Origin of the sequence: Aureispira sp. CCB-E, from assembly GCF_031326345.1 — a bacterium.
Classification (GTDB): Bacteria; Bacteroidota; Bacteroidia; order Chitinophagales; family Saprospiraceae; genus Aureispira.
In genome coordinates this window covers 4,939,402-4,964,524 of record NZ_CP133671.1, presented here as the reverse complement: position 1 = coordinate 4,964,524, position 25,123 = coordinate 4,939,402, and the positions used below count along the sequence as shown (strand labels likewise).

The following is a 25,123-nucleotide window of genomic DNA, read 5'->3' as shown; positions in this document are numbered from 1 at the left end:
TAATCGTACAAACTAATTTAAAAATGCGAGTATTTAAATTTGGAGGAGCATCTATCAAAGATGCTGAATCAATTCGAAATGTAGCCAGTATTGTGCGTCGTTTTCCTAACGACCAGTTAGCTATTGTTATCTCAGCTTCAGGCAAGACCACCAATGCAATGGAATTGGTTTTGAAGGCTTATTGGGAGTGGGATATAAAACAGATGGAAGCGTGTTTAAATAAGGTAAAGGAGCATCACAAAGCCTTGCTTGAAGGTTTGTTTGATAATACAGATCATCCTGTTTATAGTGAGATACATGATATTTTTATTGACTTGCAATGGATACTAGAGGAAGAGCCACAGGATGAGTTTGATTATCTGTATGATCAGATTGTAAGCGTAGGGGAGTTGCTATCAACAACCATTGTTAGTGCTTATTTTAATGAAGTAAATCTAAAAACAACTTGGTTGGATGTTAGAGATTGTATTCAGACAGACAATACTTATAGAGATGCCAATATAAATTGGGAAGAAACAGAGCGAGCCATTCAAGCAACGGTGCCAGCTTTATTAAAAAAAGGCTTGGTTATAACGCAAGGTTTTTTGGGAGGAACGACAGAGAATTTTACAACTACTTTAGGACGAGAAGGTTCTGATTTTACAGCAGCTATTTTTTCTTATTGTTTGAATGCGCAAGATATGTCAATTTGGAAAGATGTACCAGGTGTGTTGACAGCAGATCCTCGGTTATTTGATGATACGACATTAATCGAACAACTTTCTTATTCAGAGGCGATTGAGATGACCTATTATGGAGCACAAGTTATTCATCCTAAAACTATTCGTCCTTTACAGAATAAAAAAATTCCTTTGTATGTCAAGTCTTTTGTGCATCCCGAAGGAAAAGGTACGGTAATAGGGGCTTTTGATTTGGTTCAATACCCTCCAATGATTGTTGTTAAGAAGGAACAGGCTTTGCTAAGAATAATTTCTAAAGATTTTTTCTTTGTTGATGAAACCAAATTTGCAAAACTCTTTGAAGCATTGGCAAAACATCGCATTAAAGTAAATATGACCCAAAATACAGCATTAGCTTTTTCTGTTTGTGTGAATGATGACCCTGAAAAAATAAAGGCATTAGTAGCTGATTTGGAAATGGACTATGAAATTGAAAAAACAGAAAATTTAAAATTAGTAACCATTCGCCACACCTCAGAGGCTCTTTTGGGACGAATTGTAGGAACACGTGAAATTTATCTAGAAGAAAAGATAGGGACTAATATACAGTTGGTTATGAATAAAGCAGAAATTCTTTAGCTGGATTAGTCAATTATACCACCAGAAAAAAAATAATAAAATACAAAAAACGGAATCATTTTTGACTCTTCTTCGTTAAACTGTAGTGTCAAAAAAATGTAAGAACATAAAAGGTCAAATATATTGACTATACAATAACAAAATGACTGTAAGTGAATGTCTATAATAAAAAACAATATTATACATCATTTATCGTTTTAGAAACAGAACTTCTCTAGAGGTCGTTTTTTTACCCAAAATAAAAAACATATATCTTAAGTATGAAAAAAGCAATGCTATTTCTTGCACTATTATTAACTGTAAGTACCACGTTTGCACAAAAAGAATCTGACAAAACATTAGTAAAAACAATGGATCCTAAGGGAACTTCATCCATTAACTTTGATTTTAGAAACAAAGGGATTGAGTCTACACCTTGGGATGAAGGGTTTATTCGTGTTGAATTAGAGATTACAGCCAATTTTCCAGAAGCTGTTTTGGCACAATTAGTAAAAGCTGGGCGTTATACGTTGTCTTCTGAAATTGATGGCGAGACATTTATTATTAAAGCTAAAAACCTAGATAAAGCTGTTTCTATTGGTGGGACAGATTTAGACGATCATGTTCGAATTTTTATCAAAACGCCTGGATATTATGCTGTTTCGGAAGGAGTACTTCAGAAGAATTTCCCTGGAGGAATGGTGGAAGCTGTTGTTGGTCGATCAGAAAATATGAAAGAAGCAACAAAGATGATTAAGGAAATGCGTCAAATTAAAGAAAAGGTGGACGTACAATATCGCTTTGTGTATAAAAAATCTAAAGATGCCCAAAAGGATAACGAAGCAAGCAAAGCTAATCCTGCACTTTCTAAAGAAGGAGAAGCAGGCAACGCAGGTTTTATTCAAGGCAAGAAAAAAACATTGACTCCAAACTCTACTCTAAAAGAAGTGGAAGCTATGTATGGAGATATTATTATTGGTGGAATGTCATTGAATGATTTTGAGGACTAATAAAAACGCCACTAGCAAAAGCACTAGTTTGTTACGCTGCTACTGCATAGTTTCAACGACTGCGAAGTAGCAGCCTAGCTAATTATTGCAAAAGTTAACAATTATAATTTTTTCAATTCATTTTTTTTCTCTATTATAACAATTCCTTAATAGAGAAAGAGCCCCTTTTTTGATGAGAATAGATTTAAATGTTAGGAATGCTATTCTTGTTATCCTGCTAAAATCCACACCTAAATAACTTATTTTTGACCATTCCTAAAAATAAAACTTCAACAACATGAAAGTATTTTCTTTTTTATTCGCTCTTCTTTTTACTACATCTACTATTTTTGCTCAAGACTCTGACAAAACTTTGGTGAAAACTTTAAATCCTGAAGATTGTCCTAATGTACAAATTGACATTAAAAACAAAGGAATGGAGTCCGCACCATGGGACGAAGGTACTATTCGAGTAGAGTTAGAAATTAAGGCAAATGTTCCAGATGCAATTTTAGGACAACTGGTAAAAGCTGGTCGTTATTCAATTGATGGTGGAAAAGATGGAGAGGTGTATATAGTTTCAGCACCTAATTTGTCTAAGTCTATTACAATTGGTGGAAAAGACCTAGAAGAAGAGATTAATATTACGGTTAAGACACCGGGGTACTTTGCTTTGAATGATGCAGGTATATTGTCTAAAGAAATCAATACAGAAACAATTGCTGCTCGCTCTAATAATGCTGAGGAGGCTGCCGAGATGATTAAAAAAATGAAGGCAATTAAAGAAGATTTGAATATGGAAGTTAAGGTGATCTCTACTTCTAAATACAAAGGAGAGGTGGATTTGTCTAAATACAAGTTAGTTATAGATGGAAAAGAGGTAACTGCCGATCAAATCAAGTTTTAAGATAATTTCTTTTGAGACAACAGTAATCTATTTGTTGGTACCTTTGACAATGTATTGGCTTAAAAGGAGGTGCTAGACAATCATAAAAAATTATAGATACACGATACCTTTGAGTATCTTAAAGTCATTTTCAATATTAGATTGGAAATGACTTTTTTTATGCTTTATACTGAAATGTCCTTTTAGCTGATTATCTTTACAGGCTTTCAAAAAATAGAGCAATTTATAGAATCTTTAAAGTAAGGTTTGTTTGAGTTAAGTTGCTGAGAATGAAGAATGTTTAATCATAATTAAATGCGTTTAAAAAGTTTAGATATAAAAGGCTTCAAGAGTTTTGCTGATCGTACGGTAATTAATTTTGGAGAAGATGTTATTGGAATCGTAGGTTCTAATGGTTGTGGGAAGTCAAATATTGTAGATTCCATTCGTTGGGTGTTGGGAGAGCAAAAAACAAGTCAGTTGCGCTCGGAAAGCATGACTAGTGTTATCTTTAATGGAACCAAAAGTCGTAAAGCATCTGGCTTGGCAGAGGTAACTTTGACGTTTATTAATGATAAAGGTATTTTGCCTTTGGAATACCAAGAAGTTTCTATCAAGAGAATTTTGTACAAAGATGGGTCTAGTGAGTACCAATTGAATGGTGTGAAATGTCGTTTAAAAGATATTTCTAACTTGTTGGTAGATACGGGTATGGGATCTGATTCTTATGCGATTATTGCGCTGGGGATGGTGGATGATTTGTTGCAAGACAAAGATAATTCGCGTCTTAAATTGTTTGAACAGGCGGCAGGTATTTCTAAATACAAAACAAGAAAAAAGGAAACGTTTAGCAAATTAAAAGCCACAGAAGCTGACTTGTCTAGGGTGGAGGATTTGTTGTTTGAAATTCAAAAAAACTTAAAGAGCTTGGAACGTCAAGCGAAACGAGCCAAACGCTATTTTGAGCTAAAGGACGAATATCGTCGGCTAAGCTTGGAATTGAGTTATTTTAAAATATCAGAGTGTAAGACAGCTTATAAAACACTGGACAAACAAATTGATGAGGAGCGAGAAAATAAAAAGGCTCTAGATCAGGAAGTAATTCAATTGGAGAAACGAGTAGAGCGAGAAAAAAATGGCAATGTGGAAAAAGAAAAGGCATTGGCAGATGCTCAAAAGCAATTGAATAGTTTAGTAGGAAAAATCAAAGGGAAAGAAAATGATAAAAAGATTCTGACCCAAAAATCGTTGTTCTTACAACAAAATAATGAAAAATTAGATGAACGTATAGCCTCGAATAGAAAGAGAATTGCTGAGACAGAACAAAATATAGAGCTGCAAAGCGAACAACTAGATGAGCAATATAAATTAGGAAAGGAGTTGAGTAGCCAATTGGCAGAAGCTAAGGAAATTCTAGAAAAAATTCGCAACAAACATGGCAATGTCAAGAAAGAATTAGAAGCATTTTTGGTAGAGCAAAAAACATTAAATAATGCGCTTTTTGAACAGGAAAAAAAGGCAGCTGTTTTGCAAAATCAAGAAGAATCTGCTTCTAAAAGTATTGAACGCTTAGAACGAGTTTTGGAGCAAAGAACTTCTGAAGTAGCGGGCATTACGGCTCAAGCTAGTCAACTTGCCACTGCCCAACAAGAGCAAGAGACTACTTTGGAAGGGTTAAGGGCAGCAGAGGCACTACGAAAAAAGCAATTGGAGGAAAACGAACAGAAACTGGAAGTTGCAAAAGAGAGTTTGAGTGGCAAGAATCGCAATTTGGATTCAAAACGAAACGAATATAAATTGCTTAAAAGCTTGGTAGAGAATATGGATGGGTTTTCAGAATCTATCAAATTTTTAAGCAAAAATCGTTCTTGGTCAGACAATGCGCCTTTACTATCAGATGTATTTTATTGTCAACCAGAGTACAGAGCCGCTGTTGAGAATTACTTAGAAGCTTATTTGAGTTATTATGTTGTTCAAAATTTTACGGAAGCGTTGCAAGCAATTGAGCTGCTAGATCAACATCAAAAAGGGAAAGCGAATTTCTTTTTGATGGAGCAGTTTCCTACCACACACACAAAAGAGAAGATTACAAACAAAGGAACTTGGGCTTTAGAGGTATTGGAGTATGATGCTAAATATCAAGCTCTAGCGGAGCACTTGCTAGGGGATGTGTATATTGTTGATGAAAAGGTCGGAGTTGAAGAATTAAATGGGCAAACAATTTGGTTGACTAAGGATGGGAAATACACACAACGTGGATACTCTGTTCGAGGAGGTTCTGTTGGTGCTTTTGAGGGTAAAAAGATAGGCCGAAAGAAAAATTTAGAATTGCTAGAAACTCAAATTGAAACGCTTACAGAGGCAGCTCAAGTTTTGGAAAATGAGGTAAAAGATTTGAGATTGGTGCAACAGAATCTGCGTCAGAACAATCAGCAAGTAGAGATTCAGAAGTTAGAAAAACAACTAAATGATACTGTCCGACAGGCTATTACGATAAAAAGTAAATTAGAGAGTTTTGAACAATTTAAGAAAGAAACAGAGGAACAGAAGGAAAGCTATTTGGAGCAAATTAAAACATACCAAGTAGCTCAAGAAGGCGTTCGGGGAGAACTAGCTAAAGTGCAAAAGCAATTGGTGCAACTAAGAGAAACGGTTTCTGAAAAGGATGCTTCTGTACAAAATATTGCGGAAGACATGGCAGAGGCTTCTTCCAATTATAATAAAAAGCATATTGAACAGGTTCGTCATCAAAATGGTATGGCTTCAATCGAAAAAGAATTGGACTTTAGCCATCGTCAATACAAAGAATTAAAAGATCAACGCAAACGAGATGAAGAAGTATTGAACGAATCAGGTGGAGACTTAACGTCTACTCAAAAAGAAATTGAAGCAGCTAATATACAGTTGGAAGAGTGGTATGAGGTAAAAAAAACGTATCAAGAACAGGTAGGTCAAGCAGAAAAAGCGTACTTTGAAGCAAGGGGAAATATTGTAGAAACTGAAAAAAAACTGCGAGACAAACAGCGTCAACAAACACAATTATTAGAGTTAATTGGTAAGTTGGATAATAAATTTAATGAGGTAAAACTAAAATTGACCTCTATTGCAGAACGCTTGAATGTCGAGTTTGAGGTGAAGATCAATGATCTAGTAAACGAAGCTCCTAACCCTGAATTTGAGGAAGCTGTTTTAGAATCGAACGTAGAACAATTGAGACAGCGTTTGACGAATTATGGTCCAATCAATCCTATGGCCATTGAGGCGTATGATGAAATTCAAGAGCGCAATAAATTGATCATTGAGCAAAGAGATGATTTGTTGAAATCCAAAGAAAATTTATTGGCGACGATTGCCGAGATTGAATCGAAGGCAACCGAACGTTTTATGGTTGCTTTTAATCAAGCTAGAACTTACTTTGTGGAAGTATTCCGTAGTCTATTTCATAAAGATGATACGTGCGACTTGAAGTTGATGAGTCCCGAAACGCCACTGGAGTCTAAAATCGAAATTGTTGCCAAACCCAAAGGCAAACGTCCTTTGTCTATCAACCAACTCTCAGGAGGTGAAAAAACCTTAACAGCAACGGCTTTGTTGTTCTCTTTGTATCTTTTAAAACCTGCGCCATTCTGTATTTTTGATGAGGTAGATGCGCCATTGGACGATGCGAATATTGCGAAGTTTAATAATATCATTAAGGATTTTTCTAAAAATTCTCAGTTTGTCATTGTGACCCACAATAAGAAAACAATGGAAGCGGTGGATATTATGTATGGAGTAACGATGGTAAAAGGAATTTCAAGGGTTGTGCCTGTTGACTTCCGTGAGATGGAAACAGTTACCTAATAAAAAACTGTTTGAAGGCCAGTAATTCATGGTTCAAACTACTTGTTGCTACAAAAAAGACAAGGCGAGTTGGTAGAAGGCTAACTCGCATAGTTTTTTCTATAAGAAAGGTTGTAAAGAGCTTTTAAATCGTAGTTTTTTTGTACTTTTGGAATATCTGAAATATATTACTTAACCACAATTCTACTAAAAAAAGTACCTAAATAATTATGGCTTTTTATCAAAAACTAGGAAAAATTCCACAAAAGCGACACACACAATTTCGCAAGGAAGATGGTAGTTTGTATGCAGAAGAGTTGGTGAGTACAGAAGGCTTTGATGCCAACTACTCGCTTATCTATCACGTACATCCTCCTACATTGGTCAAAGAAGTTGGAGAACCTTATTCTGTGGAGCCTAAAATTGCAATTAAAAAGAATTTAAAGTCTTTGTCTTTAAAAACATTTGCTGTCAAACCAGAAGCAGATTATCTCAAAAGTCGTGTGGTTCTGATGGTAAACAATGATTTGCAAATTGGTGTTGCCGCTCCCAAAGGAGCTCCAATGGATTATTACTACAAAAATGCAGATGCAGATGAAATGCTTTTTGTCCATGAAGGGGAAGGAACCGTGCATACGATTTACGGAGATTTAGATTTTGAATATGGAGATTACATTGTCTTACCTAGAGGAACCATCTATCAAATTGAATTTAAGACAGAGAAAAATCGTTTGTTTGTTTTAGAATCATTTAGCCCTATTCGCTTTCCAAAGCGTTATCAAAACAATCAAGGACAACTAATGGAGCATGCTCCTTTTTGTGAGCGAGACATTCGTACCCCACAAAATTTAAAAACGCACGATGAGCATGGTGATTTTAAGGTGTTGATTAAGAAACAAGGAATGATTTTTCCTTATACCTATGCAACACATCCGTTTGATGCTGTAGGTTGGGATGGATACCATTATCCTTACATTTTTTCTATTCATGACTTTGAGCCAATTACAGGGCGAGTACACCAACCGCCACCAGTGCACCAAACTTTTGCAGGTGCGGGATTTGTAGTGTGTTCTTTCTGCCCCAGAAAATACGATTACCATCCTAAGGCGATTCCTGCACCATACAACCATAGCAACATTGATTCAGATGAAGTGTTGTATTATGTAGATGGTGATTTTATGAGTCGTAATAATATTGAAAGAGGTCAGATTACACTACATCCAGGAGGCATTCCTCATGGACCACATCCTGGCGCTGCGGAACGGAGTATCGGTGTAGAAGATACAGAAGAATTAGCTGTAATGGTTGATCCTTTCCGACCATTCCAAATTACAGAAGCAGCTTTGGAAATTCAAGATCCTAATTATTATTTATCTTGGTTAGAACACTAAACGTTAGTAGGTTGAAACGGCAGCGTAGCAACACAACTAACTACTATTAGAAATAATAAACAATGAACTATAATTTAATTAGTAAAATTTCAGAAAAACAACGCATTAAATTGGCCATTCAAAGTAGTGCCATGTGGTAAGTATTGGACTTTGTAAAACTAGGTACTTTACAAAGTCTATTGGGCTGTTGAATTATAGTTGCTAAATTCATACACTATTTGCTATTTATCTAAAATACTTGACAAAGGATGGTACAGTAAGTGCGATTTAGCAAAAAATTATTATCATTAACTTAAATACACTGGAAAATAGATTTTTAAACGAGTATTGGTGTTTTGATAACGGAGCTTATCAAGTTGTGAGTGCTCTTGAATTTTATCAAAAGTATTTTATACATAGTTTGTTGAAACCACGCAGTAGCAGCGAACCGAGCTATGCGAGCTCACGATCGTAGGGAGCTACCACGAAGTAGCAGCGTAGCTAACTACTATTATAATAACAATCACAAATTTCTGTTGCAGTGTACTAAAAGAGTTTTACTCTATCAAAATAAAATAATCATGGCAAACGATTTAAAAAATTTAGAGAATGTAAATTATGGCATCGAAAAAATCTTTGAAGAAGCAGAGGATTTCTTGCCATTGTTAGGAACGGATTATGTAGAGCTGTATGTGGGCAATGCCAAGCAATCAGCACACTTTTATAAAACAGCTTTTGGCTTTCAGTCTTTGGCATATTGTGGTTTAGAAACAGGGGTGAAAGATCGTACCTCTTATGTATTGGTTCAAGATAAAATACGATTGGTTTTAACAACACCAATGGATGCTGATGGACCTATTGCAGAGCATATTAAGAAACATGGAGATGGAGTTAAGGTGGTTGCTCTTTGGGTAGACGATGCTACGAAGGCATTTGAGGAAACGACAAAGCGTGGCGGAAAGCCATTTATGGAGCCAACGGTTGAGAAAGACGAACATGGAGAAATTGTTCGTTCTGGAATTCATACTTATGGAGATACAGTACATATTTTTGTAGAGCGCAAGAATTATAATGGTATTTTTATGCCAGGCTTCAAAGAATGGAAATCAAATTACAACCCTGCACCAGTTGGTTTGAAGTATATCGACCATATGGTTGGTAATGTAGGTTGGGGAGAAATGAATACGTGGGTAGATTACTATGCTAATGTTATGGGCTTTGCCAATTTAATTAGTTTCGATGACAAGGATATCTCCACAGAATATACTGCTTTGATGTCAAAAGTGATGACCAATGGCAATGGTCGAGTAAAATTCCCTATTAACGAACCAGCAGAAGGAAAGAAAAAATCTCAAATTGAGGAATATTTAGACTTCTATCAAGGAGCAGGGATTCAGCACATTGCAGTCGCAACCGATGACATTCTAGCAACCGTAAAAGAAATGACTGCTCGTGGAATCGAATTTCTATATGTACCAGGAACGTATTATGATACGGTATTAGATCGTGTTGGCGAAATTGACGAAGAAATACTGAAGTTAAAAGAATTGGGTATTTTGGTTGATAGAGATGATGAAGGATACTTGTTACAAATCTTTACAAAACCTGTAGTAGATCGTCCAACGATGTTTTTTGAGATTATTCAACGCAAAGGTGCACAGTCTTTTGGAAAAGGAAATTTCAAAGCATTGTTTGAATCAATTGAAGCAGAGCAAGCTCGCAGAGGGACATTATAGAAACTGCTTTTTTGAATAGTTTTTAGAGCAAAGGATAATCATTTAAGCGTATTATCCTTTGCTTTTTTTATTAAAACTGATCTAGTTTGTATTGTTATGGCATAAAAATAACGTTTTTAGGACAACGAATTTGAGGTGGTGTTTTTAGAATTATTTAAGATAAAGTAATGAATAAGGAATGAACAATTCTAAGTAAATCCTATGAATTAATCTGCTTTAGAAGACTTGAATTCATAATTCTTTGTTATTTTAGAGCAAGAACGATATGATTTTGGGGCTATTTGCTTTGATTGTGAAATCTTTGTATAATTAAAGATTGTAAATTGATTCTTGTAAAAGTTTAAAAAAATCATCCATACCCACATCAAAATGAATTGTTATGTTATATAAATGGATTTTAGTAGGAAGTTTAGTTAGTTGTTTTTTTGCTAGTTTTGCGCAGAAAAAAGACTCTATACGTGTTGTTATCGCTATGGATGCCGCTAATGACGATATTGAAACTTCTTATGGGTATTGGGAAGCTCGTTCTAACTTAAAGGTTTTGATTGATATGTATGGGTTTAGTGGGGGCGTAAAGCACTTGGCAGAACAATACGAAATGAAATACGATGTAGGAGAAGAAGCTTGGGTGGTAACCTTGCCGAAGGGCTTTTTTGAACTTCGAGTAGAGTCGTTGGGGTTTACTGATATTAAATCTCCGCTTCGATTAAAACAAGATTATAGAGAGAATATTTTGTTGAATGTAGATTCTACCTCTTATACCTATAAAAACAGAAAACGCTATAATTATATAGCAGGAACATTAAACTTTTGTTCTACGATATTGGTTCAATTTGGAAGTGGAGACCCCGCTGCTCAACGTGATTTTTTATTATCGGCTTTAGAAGTAGAAGGTTTTGAGCACATCTCTGTCCTTAGAACCCAAAAAATACGACATACCAATGCATTTTTAGTTACCCTAGCTATTACCGATCGCACTCCTTTAAATATTCTTTTGTATCGAAAAATGACCAAGCAGCCCGAAATAGAACGAGGCTATTTGATTGGAGGCGATATTACCAAGGCAATTGAGCTATTTCAAGAGAACAGCAATGTTCTTTTTGCCAATCCCAGTTTTTTGAATGACCCCAACGTTGTATTCAAGAATTCGGCTAAATTTACAAAGAGCGAACAGTTGGAACGCAAATTGTTAGGCTTAATGGAAGAGGACAGTCAAACATTGGATAAGATTAATTACATTTTAGATAAAACCACTCCCAAAGAAGAAATAGAATAGGTTCATGTTGCTGTCTGGGAGATTCTCTCTTATAGCAATTGAATCCCCTAATCATCCCTTTTGATTAAAAGTCCTATCATTTTAATTCTAAATGGTCGAAATACAACCACAATCTTATGAGATTAGGCGCATTGTTTTGCATTACATACTTATCATTTTATTCATTAGTTGTTGCACAAGCAGATGTAAAGCTTGAAGTAGAGTACTTTACAGATAGTATGGTTACGGTGGCTACCTTAGATACCAATTATTTGTATCCTTGGAATAAACGTGTCTTGGCTTCTGTAAAAGCTTTTTTAGCTTTGGAAAAGGGAAATCATGATGTAATGATTTTGGTGACTATGCCAAAGGGTAAACCAGCATTTGTTGAGGTGAGTTCAAGACCTCAGTTAAACAAAGAAACGACAGATCACTTGATTCGACGACTGGAAGCTTTGTCTCGTCCTCCTCGATCAGAATTGACGGAATATGCTTACTTAATTACAGCTACGGTAGGGAAAGGCTGCGAAAATCCGCAGTTAAAATTCTTACCTAAGGTGGCATTGCCAGAAGAAAAAGTTCGTGCAAAATTTGAAGCAGCAGACTTAGCAGGCAAAATTGATTTATTCCAGAATTGGGTCATCGAAGATGTCATTCCAGTCTTAGCATTTTATGAAGATAGTTTAAGGTCTGAACTAAAAGGAGTAAATGCTATTGGTAAAATATTAAAAACCAAAGCTTTCAACGATAAAAGTGCTGAAGAGTTGACTATTGCGAATCCTGAATATTGGCGTGCAACTATGGAAATTGGTTCGGGGAATGGATTGGTTATTTTATCTAAAATTTCTATTCATATTGCGAAAGGAGAGTTTGATTTGGCGAAACGTTACCTTGATGTAGCACAAGCGTTTCCTGAGCAAAATTCAATGGCTCTTAATTTTTATAAACAATTTGGATTTAGAATGGAATGGCTCTATGATGATGTTCGAGAACAAATTCGAATTGGAAAAAAGTTTCAAATTGAGGGAGATTTTGAAAGCGCTGCTTTGCATTTTGAGGCACAACTAAAAAACTTTCCCAAATCTGCTGATTTTAATTTTGAAAAATACTATTCTCGTTCTTTGTTGATTAGCGAACACGATCCTGAGTATATCATTCAATTATGGAAAGATTGCAAAGCTGCTGTTTATGCTTGTGATCCTTTGTATAATATGAATGTTCCTGCCAAAAATAGTAAAGACCTATACTTGATGTCCAAACGACACGAAATTAATTTATTGTTTGATAATCAAGTAAGTATTAGCGAGAACATACTAGAATATGCCGATATTGCTTTGGATTTGGAAGTCTATGGATTTGCTGCTCATATGTATTGGTTAATTATCGGAAATAAACCTGATGCTTTTCCTGAAAGAGATATTTTGGCGCATTATTTATATTGTCTAGAAAAATTGGGCGATACCGAAAATATTCGAACATTTGAAGAAGAGTATACGCGTCAAAAATTCAAAAAAATAGAGCGAGAACGGAAACAAGCAATGGAGAATAGTCCCATTTACAATCGCTCAAAGGGCATTCAAAATAAGAACGACAAGCGCCGAAATAATCAAAAAAAAGATAAGGGATAAACGAAGAAATTTTACTCGTTTATTCTATGTCTAGGGTGAAAAAGTTGGATTGTTTCTTTGAGGTACCCCATGTCTAAATGGGTGTAAATTTCTGTTGTAACGATGGATTTATGCCCTAGCAAGTCTTGTACGATTCTTAGGTTAGCGCCTCCTTCAATTAAATGAGTGGCAAAAGTATGTCGAAAAGTATGTGGAGAAACTTTTTTATCAATGCCTGCTTTTTTTGCTAAGTCTTTTATGATAATGAAAATCATGTTTCGGGTAAGTTGCCCACCTCGCCGATTAAGAAAGACGATGTCTTCACTTTCTGGTTTGATATTGGTCATTTGATTTCGATCTAATAGATAGAACTCTAAATGCTTAATAGCTTGATCTCCAATCGGAACCATTCGTTCTTTGTTGCCTTTCCCTATTACTTTGATAAAACCAATATGCAAATACATATTGGATAGTTTGAGATTGGTTAATTCGCTAACACGCAAACCACAAGCATACAAAACTTCTAAAATAGCTCGATTTCTAGAACCTTCTTTTTTAGAATGGTCTATTGCTGCAATTAGTAACTCTATTTCTTGATGTGTCAATACAGAAGGGAGCGAACGAGCTAGTTTGGGAGCACTAAGCAACAAAGCAGGATCTTCCAACAAAACATCTTCTAAAATCAAATAACGAAAAAAAGCTTTTAGGCTAGATATAATTCGAGCTTGAGAATTAACACTTAAACCCAATTCATTTAAATAAGTAATGAAATTTTGTAAATCATTGAGTTCTAATTGAGATAATCCCTTATTTAACGCATGAATTTCTATAAACTCTGTCAACTTTTTTAAGTCTTGCAGATAGGCAGTGATGGAGGCAGGAGAAAGCCCTTTTTCTAATGCCAAAAATGCTTTGAAAGATTTTATATAGGGTGTTTCCATTTTTACTCTCCTAAGGTGCTTTGAACGCCAAAATCAATAATTATGCGAGTTTCTGTAATAGGAATGGCTCTAAAGATAACTTTTAATTCCATTTCAAATTCATCTTGAGTAATGTGTTCTTTCATATCTAGAATAGACGGATAGAGTTGGATAGTTCCAGAGTTGGTTATGGGTAAGTCGGTTTGATAGGCCATTTCTTGGCGTTTTGTTCCATCTACGGTATAAAAATAGGCTTGTTGAATGAAATCCAAATTGCTCTCGCCATATTCTACCGTCATTGTAACATAGGCAGGCTTTGCTTCCAATAAGTCAGTACGACTTACACCAGGAATGTCTCTTAAGACAAAATGATGCGAAAAACCTGTATTGAGCCCTGCGGGGATAGTTACATAGGTTCGAAAAGGAATATCTATAACAGGACCCTTTTGGCAAGCATTAAAAACACAAGCAATGATGATAAAGCAAAAAAAACGCAACATGATAGTTTAATTTTTGTCTAATGCAATGGCTTATTAAAAATTTAAGAATCACAATTCTTAATTAGTAGTTCGCTAATTCGCACCTTATGCTTCGTTGCTCCCTTTGGTTATTAGGGGAAAGCTTAGTCAACAGAAGATAAAAGAGTAGATTTACATTACTTTGTCAACGAACGATTACTTATAGCACAGGAACTATTGCTTAACTCCTTCAAAGATACTATTTTGCTTTAATACACCAACAGAACAAGCTCTGTCATGTTCATATTTCAGGATAAGTTGTCGGTTGGCAGGTGAAAAAGTTAGCAAATAAGCTTCCTTGCCGCTACAGTCTTGAGCAGAGTAAAGAAATACATCGTCGTATTGATTTTTGTTGGAAACCGATTGCGTAACTAAGTTGAGGACATTGCCATTGATAACAAGAGCATTGTCTTGAGTACTTGATTTTGTGATTTCAACTTGTTGATGCTCCAAGTGATCATAAGCTTTCGTAGATTCTTTGTTTTCGTTGGATTTGGCGATGTCTTCATAAGTAATGGTTCCTTCATAAATCCCTATCAGTTGATCTCTGTAGTCCTCTGTCTGAATGGGAGTTAAGGCTTCTTTTTCACAACTAGTTAGCAAAAAAAGACTAGAAATAAGGCAAGCAAAAAGTAATTTATTCATTATTTAGCAATTGTAGGTGGTTATATCTTAATGTTTAAGGTTATATACTATAAGACGAACGTTTTTGAGTAAAGGTCTACAATACTACTTTATTTTTCTTAATTTTAACGTTATCTTAAGTGATCTATTGTAGAAGATTATTTCTACCAATAAGTTAAGAATACGTCCATTTTAAAACCTGTTTTGAACTAAAAAATAAAAAATGAATAAAAAAAAGATTTTGATTGGAATAGGGTTATTATTGATTGCGATGCAATTTTTTCAAATTGATAAAAGCCCCATTATGATTGATAATAGAGTGACATTTGCAACGAATGAAAAACCTCCTCAAGATGTTTTGGCACAACTAAAATCCTCTTGTTACGATTGTCATTCAAATGAAACAAAATATCCTTGGTATACGTACGTAGCTCCTGTATCATTTTGGATAAGAGGTCATATTAAAAATGCAAGAAAAGCGTTGAACTTCTCTACGTGGACTATAATGAGCAAAGAAGATCGCCGACACGCTTTGAGAGAATGTGCCGAAGAAATAGAAGAAGGACACATGCCGCCTAAAGGGTATTATAGAATGCATGGCGATGCTTATCTGGATGATGCTAAAAAAGTATTATTACAGGACTGGTTTGAGCAACAGAGCCTCCAATAACATTAATGTTATTACTTCAAAGGGGAGAGCGTTGTCGAACCATTAAAGAAACGCATGATATTGAACCAAGAAGTTGTTGCCGACGAATTTATTTATAGAATTGCTCTGAATTTAATTCCTAGAATAGGAAATAAAACTGCTTTTGAACTGCTAGATTGTTTTGGTTCTGCACAAGCTGTTTTTGAGCAAACATCAATTTCCGATTTACAGCAAATTCAAAAATTAGGAAAAACTGCTGCCCAAAAAATTTTGAATAAAAGCACACTTCAACAAGCAGAAGAGGAGTGGGCTTTTGTTCAAAAATATAGTATAAGAGTATTGGCTCAGGAGTCATTAGGATATCCTAAGCGTCTTAAGAATTGTCCAGATGCTCCTTTTTTGTTGTATTATAAAGGAAATGCCAATTTAAATGCTGCGAAAGTAGTAGCGATTGTAGGAACACGAAAGCCAAGTACAAAAGGGCGGGTATTTTGCGAACGTTTGGTTGAAGATTTGAGCATATACCATCCTTTAATTGTGAGTGGTTTGGCTTATGGGATAGATGTTACAGCACATAAGAAATGCCTAGATTTGGAACTTCCTAATGTCGGTGTTGTTGCACATGGTTTGGATCAAATTTACCCTAAGATGCATAAAACAGTAGCTCAGAAAATGACCAGCTGTGGGGGGATTCTTACTGAGTTTAGAAAAGGAACAAAACCATTGCCACAGCATTTTCCTATGCGCAATCGAATTATTGCTGGGATGGCCGATGCAGTCGTTGTTGTTGAAACGGCTAACCGAGGTGGCTCTATGATCACTGCTTACATTGCCAATGAGTATAATAAAGATGTTTTTGCCGTTCCTGGTCGCCTAGAAGATCCTTTGTCCAAAGGGTGTAACCACTTGATAAAAACACATCGTGCTTCTCTGTTGGAGTCTGCAAAAGATCTTGCTTATATCTTGCGTTGGGAAAAGAAAAATATTGGACAACAAAAGCAATTATTTAATGAGTTGTCCAAAGAAGAACGACTAATAGTTGATCTAATGTTGGGGAAAGAAATCCATTTAGAAACTATGATTCAACAGACAAAAATTTCGACTAGTAAAATGGCTGCTCTTTTATTAGATTTGGAATTGAGAGGTATTATTCGTGCGTTGCCAGGCAAAAATTTCCGTTTGATTTAATCAACAAATAGTTGGTTTTTATGTTGTTTTTAATAGAAACATGTTGTTAATAGTTGCTTTTAGAGCTTACTCAAGTTTATAAGAAAGACCCCAATTGGGAATATCTTATCTCAAGCTTTTAGTAGACAACTATCTACAATAGTTCGAATAAAACATCAAATCAAATTAAAAAAACAACACATGAATACTAAATTTCAAGCTTGTATAGATGCCTGCCAACAGTGTTTGATCGACTGCCAAGATTGTCTGACACAAATGGCTACAAAAGAGAGTAGTAACGATTGTCCCAAATGCTGTATGGCATGTATAGATGCCTGTTTGATCTGCATTAAATTTATGGTTGCAGATAGCAAATGGGCGGCAAAGTACTGCGAATTGTGTGCGGAAATTTGCGAATGGTGCAGCGAACAATGTGGAGCACATCAACACGATCATTGCCAAAAATGTGCAGAATCTTGTCGTATCTGTGCAGAAGAGTGCCGAAAAGTAGCGGCATAGTTGCTACAAGGCGTTTTAATATGTGGGCAATATGCCCACTACTATTCATGCCAATAATCTCTGCTTATTTAAAAACCTTTTTCTCGTAGTTTGATCAGTTTGTGCTTTTGTGTGCCGTATTGAGAGCTAATGTTTAGAATGATCATTCCTGTCGGAAAACCCTCTAAATAAGGGTGTAAATCGTGTAAACCTTCAGGCAAAGAAATAACTTTTTGTTTTTTACCATCTATGGACAAGAACGTTAGGTTACTATGATCAGATAATTTTAAAAATAGCTCGTTGGCAAATGGGTTGGGATAGGGAGTATTTGTTATCGAATGCTTTCCTGTTACACTAATAATATCAGAATAGTAGAAGCTTTCGTTTGTATCAAAGGACTTCAATCGATAATAAACGGTTTGTGGAAGACTTAAATCTTCAAAATGATAATAAGCACCCTTGGATGTTCCAATTGCGGCAATATTCCCTATTGTTTGGAAATAAATACCATCTATTGATTTTTCTAACTCAAAGTGACTACTAAATTCTTCGGATGAAGTTTGCCAATATAGTTGAGTCAAATTGTTTTGAGGCATCGCAGTAAAGGAAACCAAATTGACAGGCAAGAGACTTGTGTGGCTTACAACAACATTGTCTAAGGTCATCGTTTCTGTTCCTGCCGTATTACGCATGACGACTCTTAAGACTAAGGTGTTGCCCGAAAGACCACTTTGAGTAATTGTTGTACTTTCCCAGTCAGCATCTAAAGCACTTCCGTTTTGACTGTCCCCAGTAAGCGTATGTCCTGGCTCTCCATCTCCATTCCAGTTTTCTATTGTAATAAAAGCACCACCATCAATACTATAAGATACGTCAAAGTAGTCGATATTAACTCCACAAGCACAACCGGGACCTTCATGGTCACCTGTTTCGATAGCATCTAATGCAAAGGTAACATCACTCACTCCCGCGATGTTAATGGATTCAGATTCCCACGTAGAAAAATCATTAACATCTTGTGCTGAAAACGCGCCAGATCTAACTTCAAAAAAATCACCCGATAGGCAAGCGCCACAGGTACTTGTCCAACGTCCAGTGGTGCCTACTGTCGTTCCATCTGTATAAGCATTAAAATCTTCTTGCCAAATAATTTGTGCACTTAGATATGGGGGGAAAAGCAGCAGTAAAAGGTAGGTAAATATTATTCTCATATTAATCATTTGATAATGTTAGATGAGGGTTCTAATTTGCTGGTTTACAAATATAAAAATAAGAAACTAGAAAATACTATTATCCTCTGTTAGATTAATAAATTGTTACCTTTTACTAGGGATAAAGCACCCGATTTTAAGTATAAATAGTAGCTACTAATTTTCTGCTTCCACCTTGATTTCTAAATTCACAAAGGTAAATACCTTGCCATGTGCCCATATTTAATGAGCCGTTGGTAATTGGAACTTGAATAGAAGCTCCTACTAATGAGGATTTGATATGCGCGGGCATATCATCAGGACCTTCTAAAGTATGGACTAAATAAGGCAAATTTTCGGGAACTAGCTCGTTAAAAATATTTTCAAAGTCCGTTCTAACATCTGGATCGGCATTTTCGTTAATACTCAAACCTGCTGATGTATGTTTTATAAATAAATGAAACAACCCAGTTGATGGAAGAGGAGGTAAAGCACTCAAAACTTCTTGAGTAATTAGGTGAAAACCTCTTTTTTTTGCTTTTAAATTAAACTCTATTTGTTGAATCATGTTGAAAATGGTTGATGAGCAGAAAATTTTTTGTAAAGAAAGTGCAATTTTCAATTAAAAATGAAAGTTTCTAGAAGTTTATATTTTTAGGTCAACTTTTTTTCGGCTTTTTTTGTTATTTTTATGCACTTTCCTCTAGTCGATAAAGTGATGAACAAAGAATGATTTTTTAGTAGCAATAGTACTTATGAAAAAAGTAAAACGAATAGTAGTCTGGTTTCGAAAAGATTTGCGCTTGCACGATAACGAAGCGTTGACCAAAGCTATTGAAAATAGTGAGGAGGTAATACCAGTTTATGTCTTTAACGAAGAAGAGTTGATGGGAACCACACCTTATGGTTTTCAAAAGACAGGTGCTTTTAGAACTCAATTTTTATTAGAGAGTATCGACTACCTACGCCAAAAATTGAGAGATAAAGGTATTGACTTAGTAATTAGAAAGGGAAAGCCAGAGGAAGAAGTTTTTAAGCTTGTCCAAGAGGTCGAAGCCAGTTATGTCTATGCCAACATGGAGCGTACACATGATGAGGTATTGGTTCAGAATAGTTTAGAGAAAAACTTATGGTCTTTGGGTTTAGAGATACAGTTTTTTAGAGGTAAAATGTTGTATTATACACAAGATTTGCCCTTTCCAATTGCACATTCACCCGATACCTTTAGCACGTTTAGAAAAGAAGTAGAACGTTTTGTGATGATTCGAGAGCCTTTGCCCGAACCAGAGGACTTTGTGCCTTGGACTATTGATGTAGAAGATCAAGCGTTGCCAACTTTGGAGGAATTAGGGCATCAGAAAAATGAACAAGACGAAAGAGGAGATTTGAAGTTTGTGGGAGGAGAATCTGCCGCATTAACTCGACTAGCAATTTATTTTGGTGCTGAACGCCATCTGGATAGTTTTGTAGATAGCCGGTATGAATTAAAAGGTACTTATGCCGCTTCTCGTTTGTCGCCATGGTTGGCATTGGGGTGTCTATCACCCAAAGAAGTTTATGCACAGCTCAAAGCGTATGAACAAAAATACAAGTCTAATAAATCCACTCAAACTTTTTTCTTAGAATTACTTTGGCGAGATCATTACCGTTTGATGGGAAAGAAGTATGGAGATAAAATATTTGAAGAAGGAGGAATTAGAGGGCAAGAAACCAAGGATTTAAAAGAAGATATTATTCTTTTTGAGCAATGGAGGAATGGAAAAACAGAAGTTGATTTGATCAATGCTTGTATGTTACAACTGAAAAATACTGGTTTTTTGTCTCACAAAGGACGCCAATTGGTTTCGAGTTACCTAGTCAACGATATGGGAGTACATTGGAGAATGGGCGCGACTTACTTTCAGCATATTTTAATTGATTATGACATTTGTTCTAATTGGGTCAATTGGAATGTGGTAGGGGGCGTTGGTCCTGATACTAAAGAAGATCGGTATTTAAATATTGAAAATCAAGCAAAACGATTTGATAGCAAAGGCGACTATACCGATTTGTGGTTGGGGTCGGTTTGTTCTTAGGTACTTGTTCTAAGATTATCTCTCAAATAAAGTACGGGTATTGCTAAGCTCTAAAAATATGAAAATCATTTGGATACTATGTTGGAGTTGTTGTGCAACATTATTAATTGGACAAAAAGGCAATACTTTTCAAGTAAAACGGCTGAAAAAAATTAAGCAGAAAATTCGACAAGACTTAAAAGGTTTTGGAGTCCAAATTAAAAATGTACGGTACAAAGGTAAGCGCCGTGCTATAGGTGAATTTTGGAATGGCGATGCAATTTTTCAAATGTCTCATGGAATTGTTCTTTCTACAGGTGTTGCAGAAGATGCCCAAGGTAACAATGATATTACAAGCAAAACAGGAGTCAATAGAAGAAAAGGACAAGCTATTTTTAAAACAACAACCAATCAAAAATTGTACGATGCAGCTGTTCTACAGTTTGACTTTTATCCCAATTCTGATTACATTTCATTCAATTTTGTCTTTGCTTCTGAAGATTATCCCGAATTAAGCTATTCTGGTTTGAATGATATTTTAATTTTTATATTAACCTTGCCGAATGGAGAAAAAGTTAATTTAGCCCATTTACCTAACTCCAACCATCCCATATCTGTTGCTACGATCAATCCAACTACACATCCACAGTACTATATTAATAACAGCATCCAATCAGCAATTCAAGTTGAGAATAGTGTAGATACTTTTTTAGAAACGAATTCTACCCACCAACTATTATTAACTCGTTCTTGGAATATGGAACAAGCGATTACAGCAACAAGTCTTTATCCCATTCAATACGATGGTTTTACTAAGGTGCTCCAAGCGCAATCAAATGTCATCCCACATCAAAAACATCGGTTACAAATAGGGATAGCAGATCATGGCAATTATATTTTTGACTCGGCTGTTTTTATCGAAATGGAAAGTTTGCACAGCCACGAGGATTCTTCTTTTCAAGCTGGAATATTAAAGAGGGAACCTAATTATTATTATATCATAGATACTCTTTCCCAAACTAGAATTCGACCCATTATTATAGATCACCCAACCCGACCAAGCATTTGTCTAGACCAACCATCAGATTTGTTATTTAGTTATGATTCTCCTAATTTAAGCCCAACCAACCAATCTTTGTTGAAGCAACTAAGTCAGCAATTACATCAATGCCCTGATTTGAAACTTAGAGTGGTGGGTTATGCGGCGGCTAAGGACAACCAATATAACCGAAAATTATCAAGAGAACGAGCCGAACGAGTTAAAATCTATTTGATAGAACAAGGAATTGCTAATGATCGAATTGAGGTCAACTGGCAAGGAGATGGATCTAAAACGACTAAAAAAGCATTGGCACAAAATCGTCGTGTTAAGCTACAAATTTATTAAAAAATAAAATGACAAACCAAAAAAATAATAAGGGCACTATATGGGAAGTGGCACAGGTGTTTTTTAAGCTAGGATGTATTGCTTTTGGAGGACCTGCCGCTCATGTTGCTATGATGGAAGATGAATTGGTGACAAAGCGAAAGTGGATGAGTCGCCAACATTTTTTGGATTTGATGGGGGCGACCAATCTGATACCTGGACCTAATTCTACCGAGATGACGATGCATTGTGGGCATGAACGGGCAGGTGTATTGGGGCTGTTTGTTGCAGGAATTTGTTTTATCTTTCCTGCGGTTGTCATTACAGGAATTTTTGCTTGGTTTTATGTTCAGTATGGTGCCCTTCCTGCGGTTGCACCTTTGATTTTTGGAATAAAACCTGCCGTTTTGGCGATTATAGCAGGGGCTGTTTATAAATTGAGCAAAAAGGCTTTAAAAAGCAAAGCATTGGGGGTTTTAGGAGGACTTGTTTTAGTTGTTAGTTTATTGGGGGTTAATGAAATTGTGGCATTATTAGTAGCAGGTATTGTTGGGACACTTTTTTTTATGGGAAGAAGCCAATGGCAGAATCATCCGAAGTCTATTTTTCCAATTTTGTTATTACAAACAGGAGGAACGGCAACTGCTAAAATTTCTGGTGGAACCGTTTTTTGGAGTTTTCTGAAAGTCGGTTCCGTATTGTATGGCAGTGGGTATGTTTTATTTGCTTACCTAGATGCTGAATTAGTCATGAAAGGATTATTAACTCGTGCAGAGTTGATTGATGCAATTGCCGCAGGGCAATTTACGCCAGGTCCTGTTCTGTCTACGGCAACTTTTATAGGCTATCAATTGGCGGGTTGGACAGGAGCAATTGCAGCTACATTGGGAATCTTTTTACCTTCTTTTATTTTTGTGTGGTTGCTGAATCCATTGGTGCCTAAGATGCGTTCTTCAAAACCTTTAGGTTTCTTTTTAGACTCTGTTAATGTTGCTGCGTTGGCAGTTATGGTCAATGTTCTTATTGAAATGAGTTTGGAAACATTGTTGGTTACTGCTTCTTGGATGCCTGATTGGCGGGCATGTGTCATTGCGATTTTTGGAGCAGTGCTAGTTTTTGGTTTTAAGAAAATAAATGCAATGTGGGTAGTGCTAGGAGGTGCTTTGTTGGGATATTTATTAATGTTAGTTTAAATAATCAATGGTGTATTAATAATAATAATATGGTGCTAAAATTAATGCTCTAAAAAAAGATTAAAAATTTAGCAGCCTATTGTTAAAAATGAACACAAAACAGCTAATTTTAGGAACTAGAAATACTCAATAAGTTTTTTAAAAGTTAAAACAGTTGATTGTTATGAATAAAGACTTATTTGAAGAACATTATCTCAATGCTATCCATCCAATTTATATTGGTGCCATTCCTTCAGAATTAAAAGCACAATTACCAGATTTTGATACATTATGGAATACACATCCTGATGAGTATCATGTGGTGAAAATTTTGGGAAAAGAAGTGCCAACACCACGTTGGCAACAGGCTTATGGGTTTGATTACAAATACACAGGCTCCAAACAAAATGCTTTGCCTATTAGCCCTGTGTTGAAGTTGTTTTTAGATTGGTGCAAAAAAGAAATTCATCCCTCTTTAAATGGCTTGTTACTCAATTGGTATGAGGGAGAAAAAAAGCATTATATAGGACCACATCGAGATGCTGTTGTTGGTTTGAAAGAAGGTAGCCCTATTGTAACCATATCATTGGGGGAGGAGCGTATTTTTAGATTTCGTCCTTGGAGAGAAAAAGGCTATCAAGATTTTAAGGTAGAGGATGGAACGGTAGTGATTATACCTTGGGCGACTAATAAAGGGTGGACACATGAAGTGCCGCATTTTGCTCGATTTAAAAACAGAAGAATTTCTGTTACATTGAGAGTTTATGAATAATGGAATGAACAAGTTAAAATTTGAAAACCTCTATCTTATCTTAGAGGTTTTCAAATCGATTCCTTGTTGTAAAAGGACTATTTCAGACCAAGCTCTCGGATACGTTCATCTAGAAACTCACCAGCTGTAATATCTTCGTAAGCTTTAGGATTGTCTTCAGAAACACAACTGTCTAAACAAGACAAATCCATATCGCTGCGTGGGTGTAAGAAAAACGGAGCAGAATATCTAGGAAAACGCATTGACTCCTTGTCCAAATTGATGACACGGTGAATAGTAGATTTTAAACGACCATTGGTATGGCGGTGTAGCATATCACCAATATTGATAACAATTTCATTTTCTTTTGGAGAAACATCGACCCATTCTCCCGCAGAGTTTTTGGCTTGTAATCCTTTGGCAGATCCACCCATTAACAATGTAATCAAGTTGATGTCACCATGTGCAGCAGCACGAACAGCACCTTCTTCTATTTCATCCAAATTTTTGACAGGGAAATAATGCAACAAGCGAAGCACACTATTGCCATTGTGAATTTTTGCATCAAAGTAGTTCTCCTCTAGTCCTAAGTATAACGCAATAGCACGCAATAAATTACGACCTGTTTGCTCAAATGTACTGTATATTTTTTTGCCTACGGTCTCCAAAGAAGGAACTTCTTCCATCCAAATATTGTCAGGGTATTCTGCTTTTAGAGCAGGCTCGTTAACTACTTCTTGACCAATATGCCAAAATTCTTTTAAATCAGGTACTTTTTCTCCTTTGGCAGTTTCTCTACCTTTAGAAATGTAGCCTCTTTGTCCACCGTTGTTTAAGTCTTCGTATTTTTGTTTTATTTCTTGTGGTTGATCGAAAATATTTTTTGAAACTTCAAAAAGTTCTTGACGTAGTTCTTCCGATACGCCATGATTTTTGACAATAACAAACCCAATTTGAGAGAAAGCATCTCCTAAGTCTTGGATAAATTGTTTGCGTTTTTGAGCATCGCCAGATGTAAAATCATGGTAGTCAACAGTTGGAACGGTCTGTAAAGCCATCTTATAATTTGTTTTTAAAAATTAAACAAGTAAATATCATCAAGAATTGTTTTAAGAAGAGGTCAGAAAAATAATAACAAAAAATGGGATTATTTTTTTGAACGATTACTCTAAATTTGAATTAGAGATGATGTAGGCATTCCACATCTATACAATTCTAGGTGTAATAATATTTAGTAATTATCGTGAATATACAACATTAGAAGCAGTTGAA

The 25,123-nt window shown here is 35.7% G+C and carries 21 protein-coding genes; 15 read left to right on the top strand and 6 right to left on the bottom strand.

What is annotated here, in order from left to right; translation table 11 throughout:
• The first annotated feature begins 23 nt into the window (after window positions 1-23).
• The 8 genes from QP953_RS19140 (at window position 24) to QP953_RS19105 (ending at window position 12,963) form a co-directional block, all read left to right on the top strand.
• The gene (locus QP953_RS19140; RefSeq protein WP_052599326.1) at window positions 24-1,298 is read left to right on the top strand and encodes an aspartate kinase; all 1,275 of its coding nucleotides are present in this window, start codon (window positions 24-26) and stop codon (window positions 1,296-1,298) included.
• Between the two features lie 260 nt (window positions 1,299-1,558).
• The gene (locus tag QP953_RS19135; protein WP_052599327.1) at window positions 1,559-2,287 is read left to right on the top strand and encodes a hypothetical protein; all 729 of its coding nucleotides are present in this window, start codon (window positions 1,559-1,561) and stop codon (window positions 2,285-2,287) included.
• 277 nt (window positions 2,288-2,564) lie between these two features.
• On the top strand, window positions 2,565-3,173 hold the full coding sequence (locus tag QP953_RS19130) for a hypothetical protein (protein ID WP_309552425.1): 609 nt from the start codon (window positions 2,565-2,567) through the stop codon (window positions 3,171-3,173).
• Window positions 3,174-3,467: 294 nt separating this feature from the next.
• Window positions 3,468-6,995, top strand: a complete 3,528-nt coding sequence (smc, locus tag QP953_RS19125) for a chromosome segregation protein SMC (protein WP_309552424.1) — start codon at window positions 3,468-3,470, stop codon at window positions 6,993-6,995.
• 209 nt (window positions 6,996-7,204) lie between these two features.
• Entirely contained in the window at window positions 7,205-8,365 is a 1,161-nt protein-coding gene (locus QP953_RS19120; protein WP_052599330.1) for a homogentisate 1,2-dioxygenase, read from the top strand.
• Between the two features lie 560 nt (window positions 8,366-8,925).
• Window positions 8,926-10,080 carry a 4-hydroxyphenylpyruvate dioxygenase gene (gene hppD, locus QP953_RS19115; protein WP_052599331.1) on the top strand — a complete coding sequence of 385 codons (1,155 nt, stop codon included), beginning with the start codon at window positions 8,926-8,928 and terminating at the stop codon, window positions 10,078-10,080.
• A gap of 379 nt (window positions 10,081-10,459) precedes the next feature.
• Window positions 10,460-11,356: a hypothetical protein gene (locus QP953_RS19110; protein ID WP_052599332.1), complete on the top strand. Its 897-nt coding sequence runs from the start codon at window positions 10,460-10,462 to the stop codon at window positions 11,354-11,356.
• Window positions 11,357-11,472: 116 nt separating this feature from the next.
• On the top strand, window positions 11,473-12,963 hold the full coding sequence (locus tag QP953_RS19105) for a hypothetical protein (protein ID WP_052599333.1): 1,491 nt from the start codon (window positions 11,473-11,475) through the stop codon (window positions 12,961-12,963).
• Window positions 12,964-12,974: 11 nt separating this feature from the next.
• Here QP953_RS19105 and xerD read toward each other — a convergent pair whose 3' ends face one another.
• The 3 genes from xerD to QP953_RS19090 all read right to left on the bottom strand — a co-directional run bounded on the left by xerD (window position 12,975) and on the right by QP953_RS19090 (window position 15,025).
• The gene (gene xerD, locus QP953_RS19100; RefSeq protein ID WP_309552422.1) at window positions 12,975-13,883 is read right to left on the bottom strand and encodes a site-specific tyrosine recombinase XerD; all 909 of its coding nucleotides are present in this window, start codon (window positions 13,881-13,883) and stop codon (window positions 12,975-12,977) included.
• A 2-nt stretch (window positions 13,884-13,885) separates the two neighbouring features.
• Complete coding sequence (locus QP953_RS19095) at window positions 13,886-14,362, bottom strand: hypothetical protein (RefSeq protein ID WP_052599335.1); 477 nt, start codon at window positions 14,360-14,362, stop codon at window positions 13,886-13,888.
• A 192-nt stretch (window positions 14,363-14,554) separates the two neighbouring features.
• Complete coding sequence (locus tag QP953_RS19090) at window positions 14,555-15,025, bottom strand: hypothetical protein (protein ID WP_309552421.1); 471 nt, start codon at window positions 15,023-15,025, stop codon at window positions 14,555-14,557.
• A gap of 202 nt (window positions 15,026-15,227) precedes the next feature.
• Between QP953_RS19090 and QP953_RS19085 the strand changes: the two genes are divergently transcribed.
• The 3 genes from QP953_RS19085 (at window position 15,228) to QP953_RS19075 (ending at window position 17,339) form a co-directional block, all read left to right on the top strand.
• A complete protein-coding gene (locus tag QP953_RS19085) occupies window positions 15,228-15,674 on the top strand; it encodes a heme-binding domain-containing protein (RefSeq protein WP_052599337.1) in 447 nt (148 codons plus the stop codon).
• 54 nt (window positions 15,675-15,728) lie between these two features.
• Entirely contained in the window at window positions 15,729-16,841 is a 1,113-nt protein-coding gene (dprA, locus tag QP953_RS19080) for a DNA-processing protein DprA (RefSeq protein WP_309552419.1), read from the top strand.
• Between the two features lie 180 nt (window positions 16,842-17,021).
• Entirely contained in the window at window positions 17,022-17,339 is a 318-nt protein-coding gene (locus tag QP953_RS19075) for a four-helix bundle copper-binding protein (protein WP_052599339.1), read from the top strand.
• Between the two features lie 68 nt (window positions 17,340-17,407).
• On the opposite strand, the gene QP953_RS19070 is transcribed toward QP953_RS19075, so the two are convergent.
• Both QP953_RS19070 and QP953_RS19065 read right to left on the bottom strand, forming a co-directional pair.
• Entirely contained in the window at window positions 17,408-18,529 is a 1,122-nt protein-coding gene (locus tag QP953_RS19070) for a T9SS type A sorting domain-containing protein (protein ID WP_309552418.1), read from the bottom strand.
• A gap of 136 nt (window positions 18,530-18,665) precedes the next feature.
• A complete protein-coding gene (locus QP953_RS19065; RefSeq protein ID WP_052599341.1) occupies window positions 18,666-19,076 on the bottom strand; it encodes a secondary thiamine-phosphate synthase enzyme YjbQ in 411 nt (136 codons plus the stop codon).
• Between the two features lie 187 nt (window positions 19,077-19,263).
• On the opposite strand from QP953_RS19065, the gene QP953_RS19060 reads away from it, so the two are divergent.
• The 4 genes from QP953_RS19060 (at window position 19,264) to QP953_RS19045 (ending at window position 23,872) form a co-directional block, all read left to right on the top strand.
• Window positions 19,264-20,583, top strand: coding sequence for a DASH family cryptochrome (locus tag QP953_RS19060; protein WP_309552416.1), 1,320 nt, complete (start codon window positions 19,264-19,266; stop codon window positions 20,581-20,583).
• A 58-nt stretch (window positions 20,584-20,641) separates the two neighbouring features.
• Complete coding sequence (locus QP953_RS19055; RefSeq protein WP_309552414.1) at window positions 20,642-21,949, top strand: OmpA family protein; 1,308 nt, start codon at window positions 20,642-20,644, stop codon at window positions 21,947-21,949.
• Window positions 21,950-21,957: 8 nt separating this feature from the next.
• Window positions 21,958-23,121, top strand: coding sequence for a chromate efflux transporter (chrA, locus tag QP953_RS19050; RefSeq protein ID WP_309552413.1), 1,164 nt, complete (start codon window positions 21,958-21,960; stop codon window positions 23,119-23,121).
• Window positions 23,122-23,284: 163 nt separating this feature from the next.
• Entirely contained in the window at window positions 23,285-23,872 is a 588-nt protein-coding gene (locus QP953_RS19045) for an alpha-ketoglutarate-dependent dioxygenase AlkB (RefSeq protein WP_309552412.1), read from the top strand.
• Window positions 23,873-23,949: 77 nt separating this feature from the next.
• Here the strand turns inward: QP953_RS19045 and QP953_RS19040 are convergent, their stop codons facing one another.
• Window positions 23,950-24,909: an isopenicillin N synthase family oxygenase gene (locus QP953_RS19040; protein ID WP_052599346.1), complete on the bottom strand. Its 960-nt coding sequence runs from the start codon at window positions 24,907-24,909 to the stop codon at window positions 23,950-23,952.
• Between the last annotated feature and the right edge of the window lie 214 nt (window positions 24,910-25,123).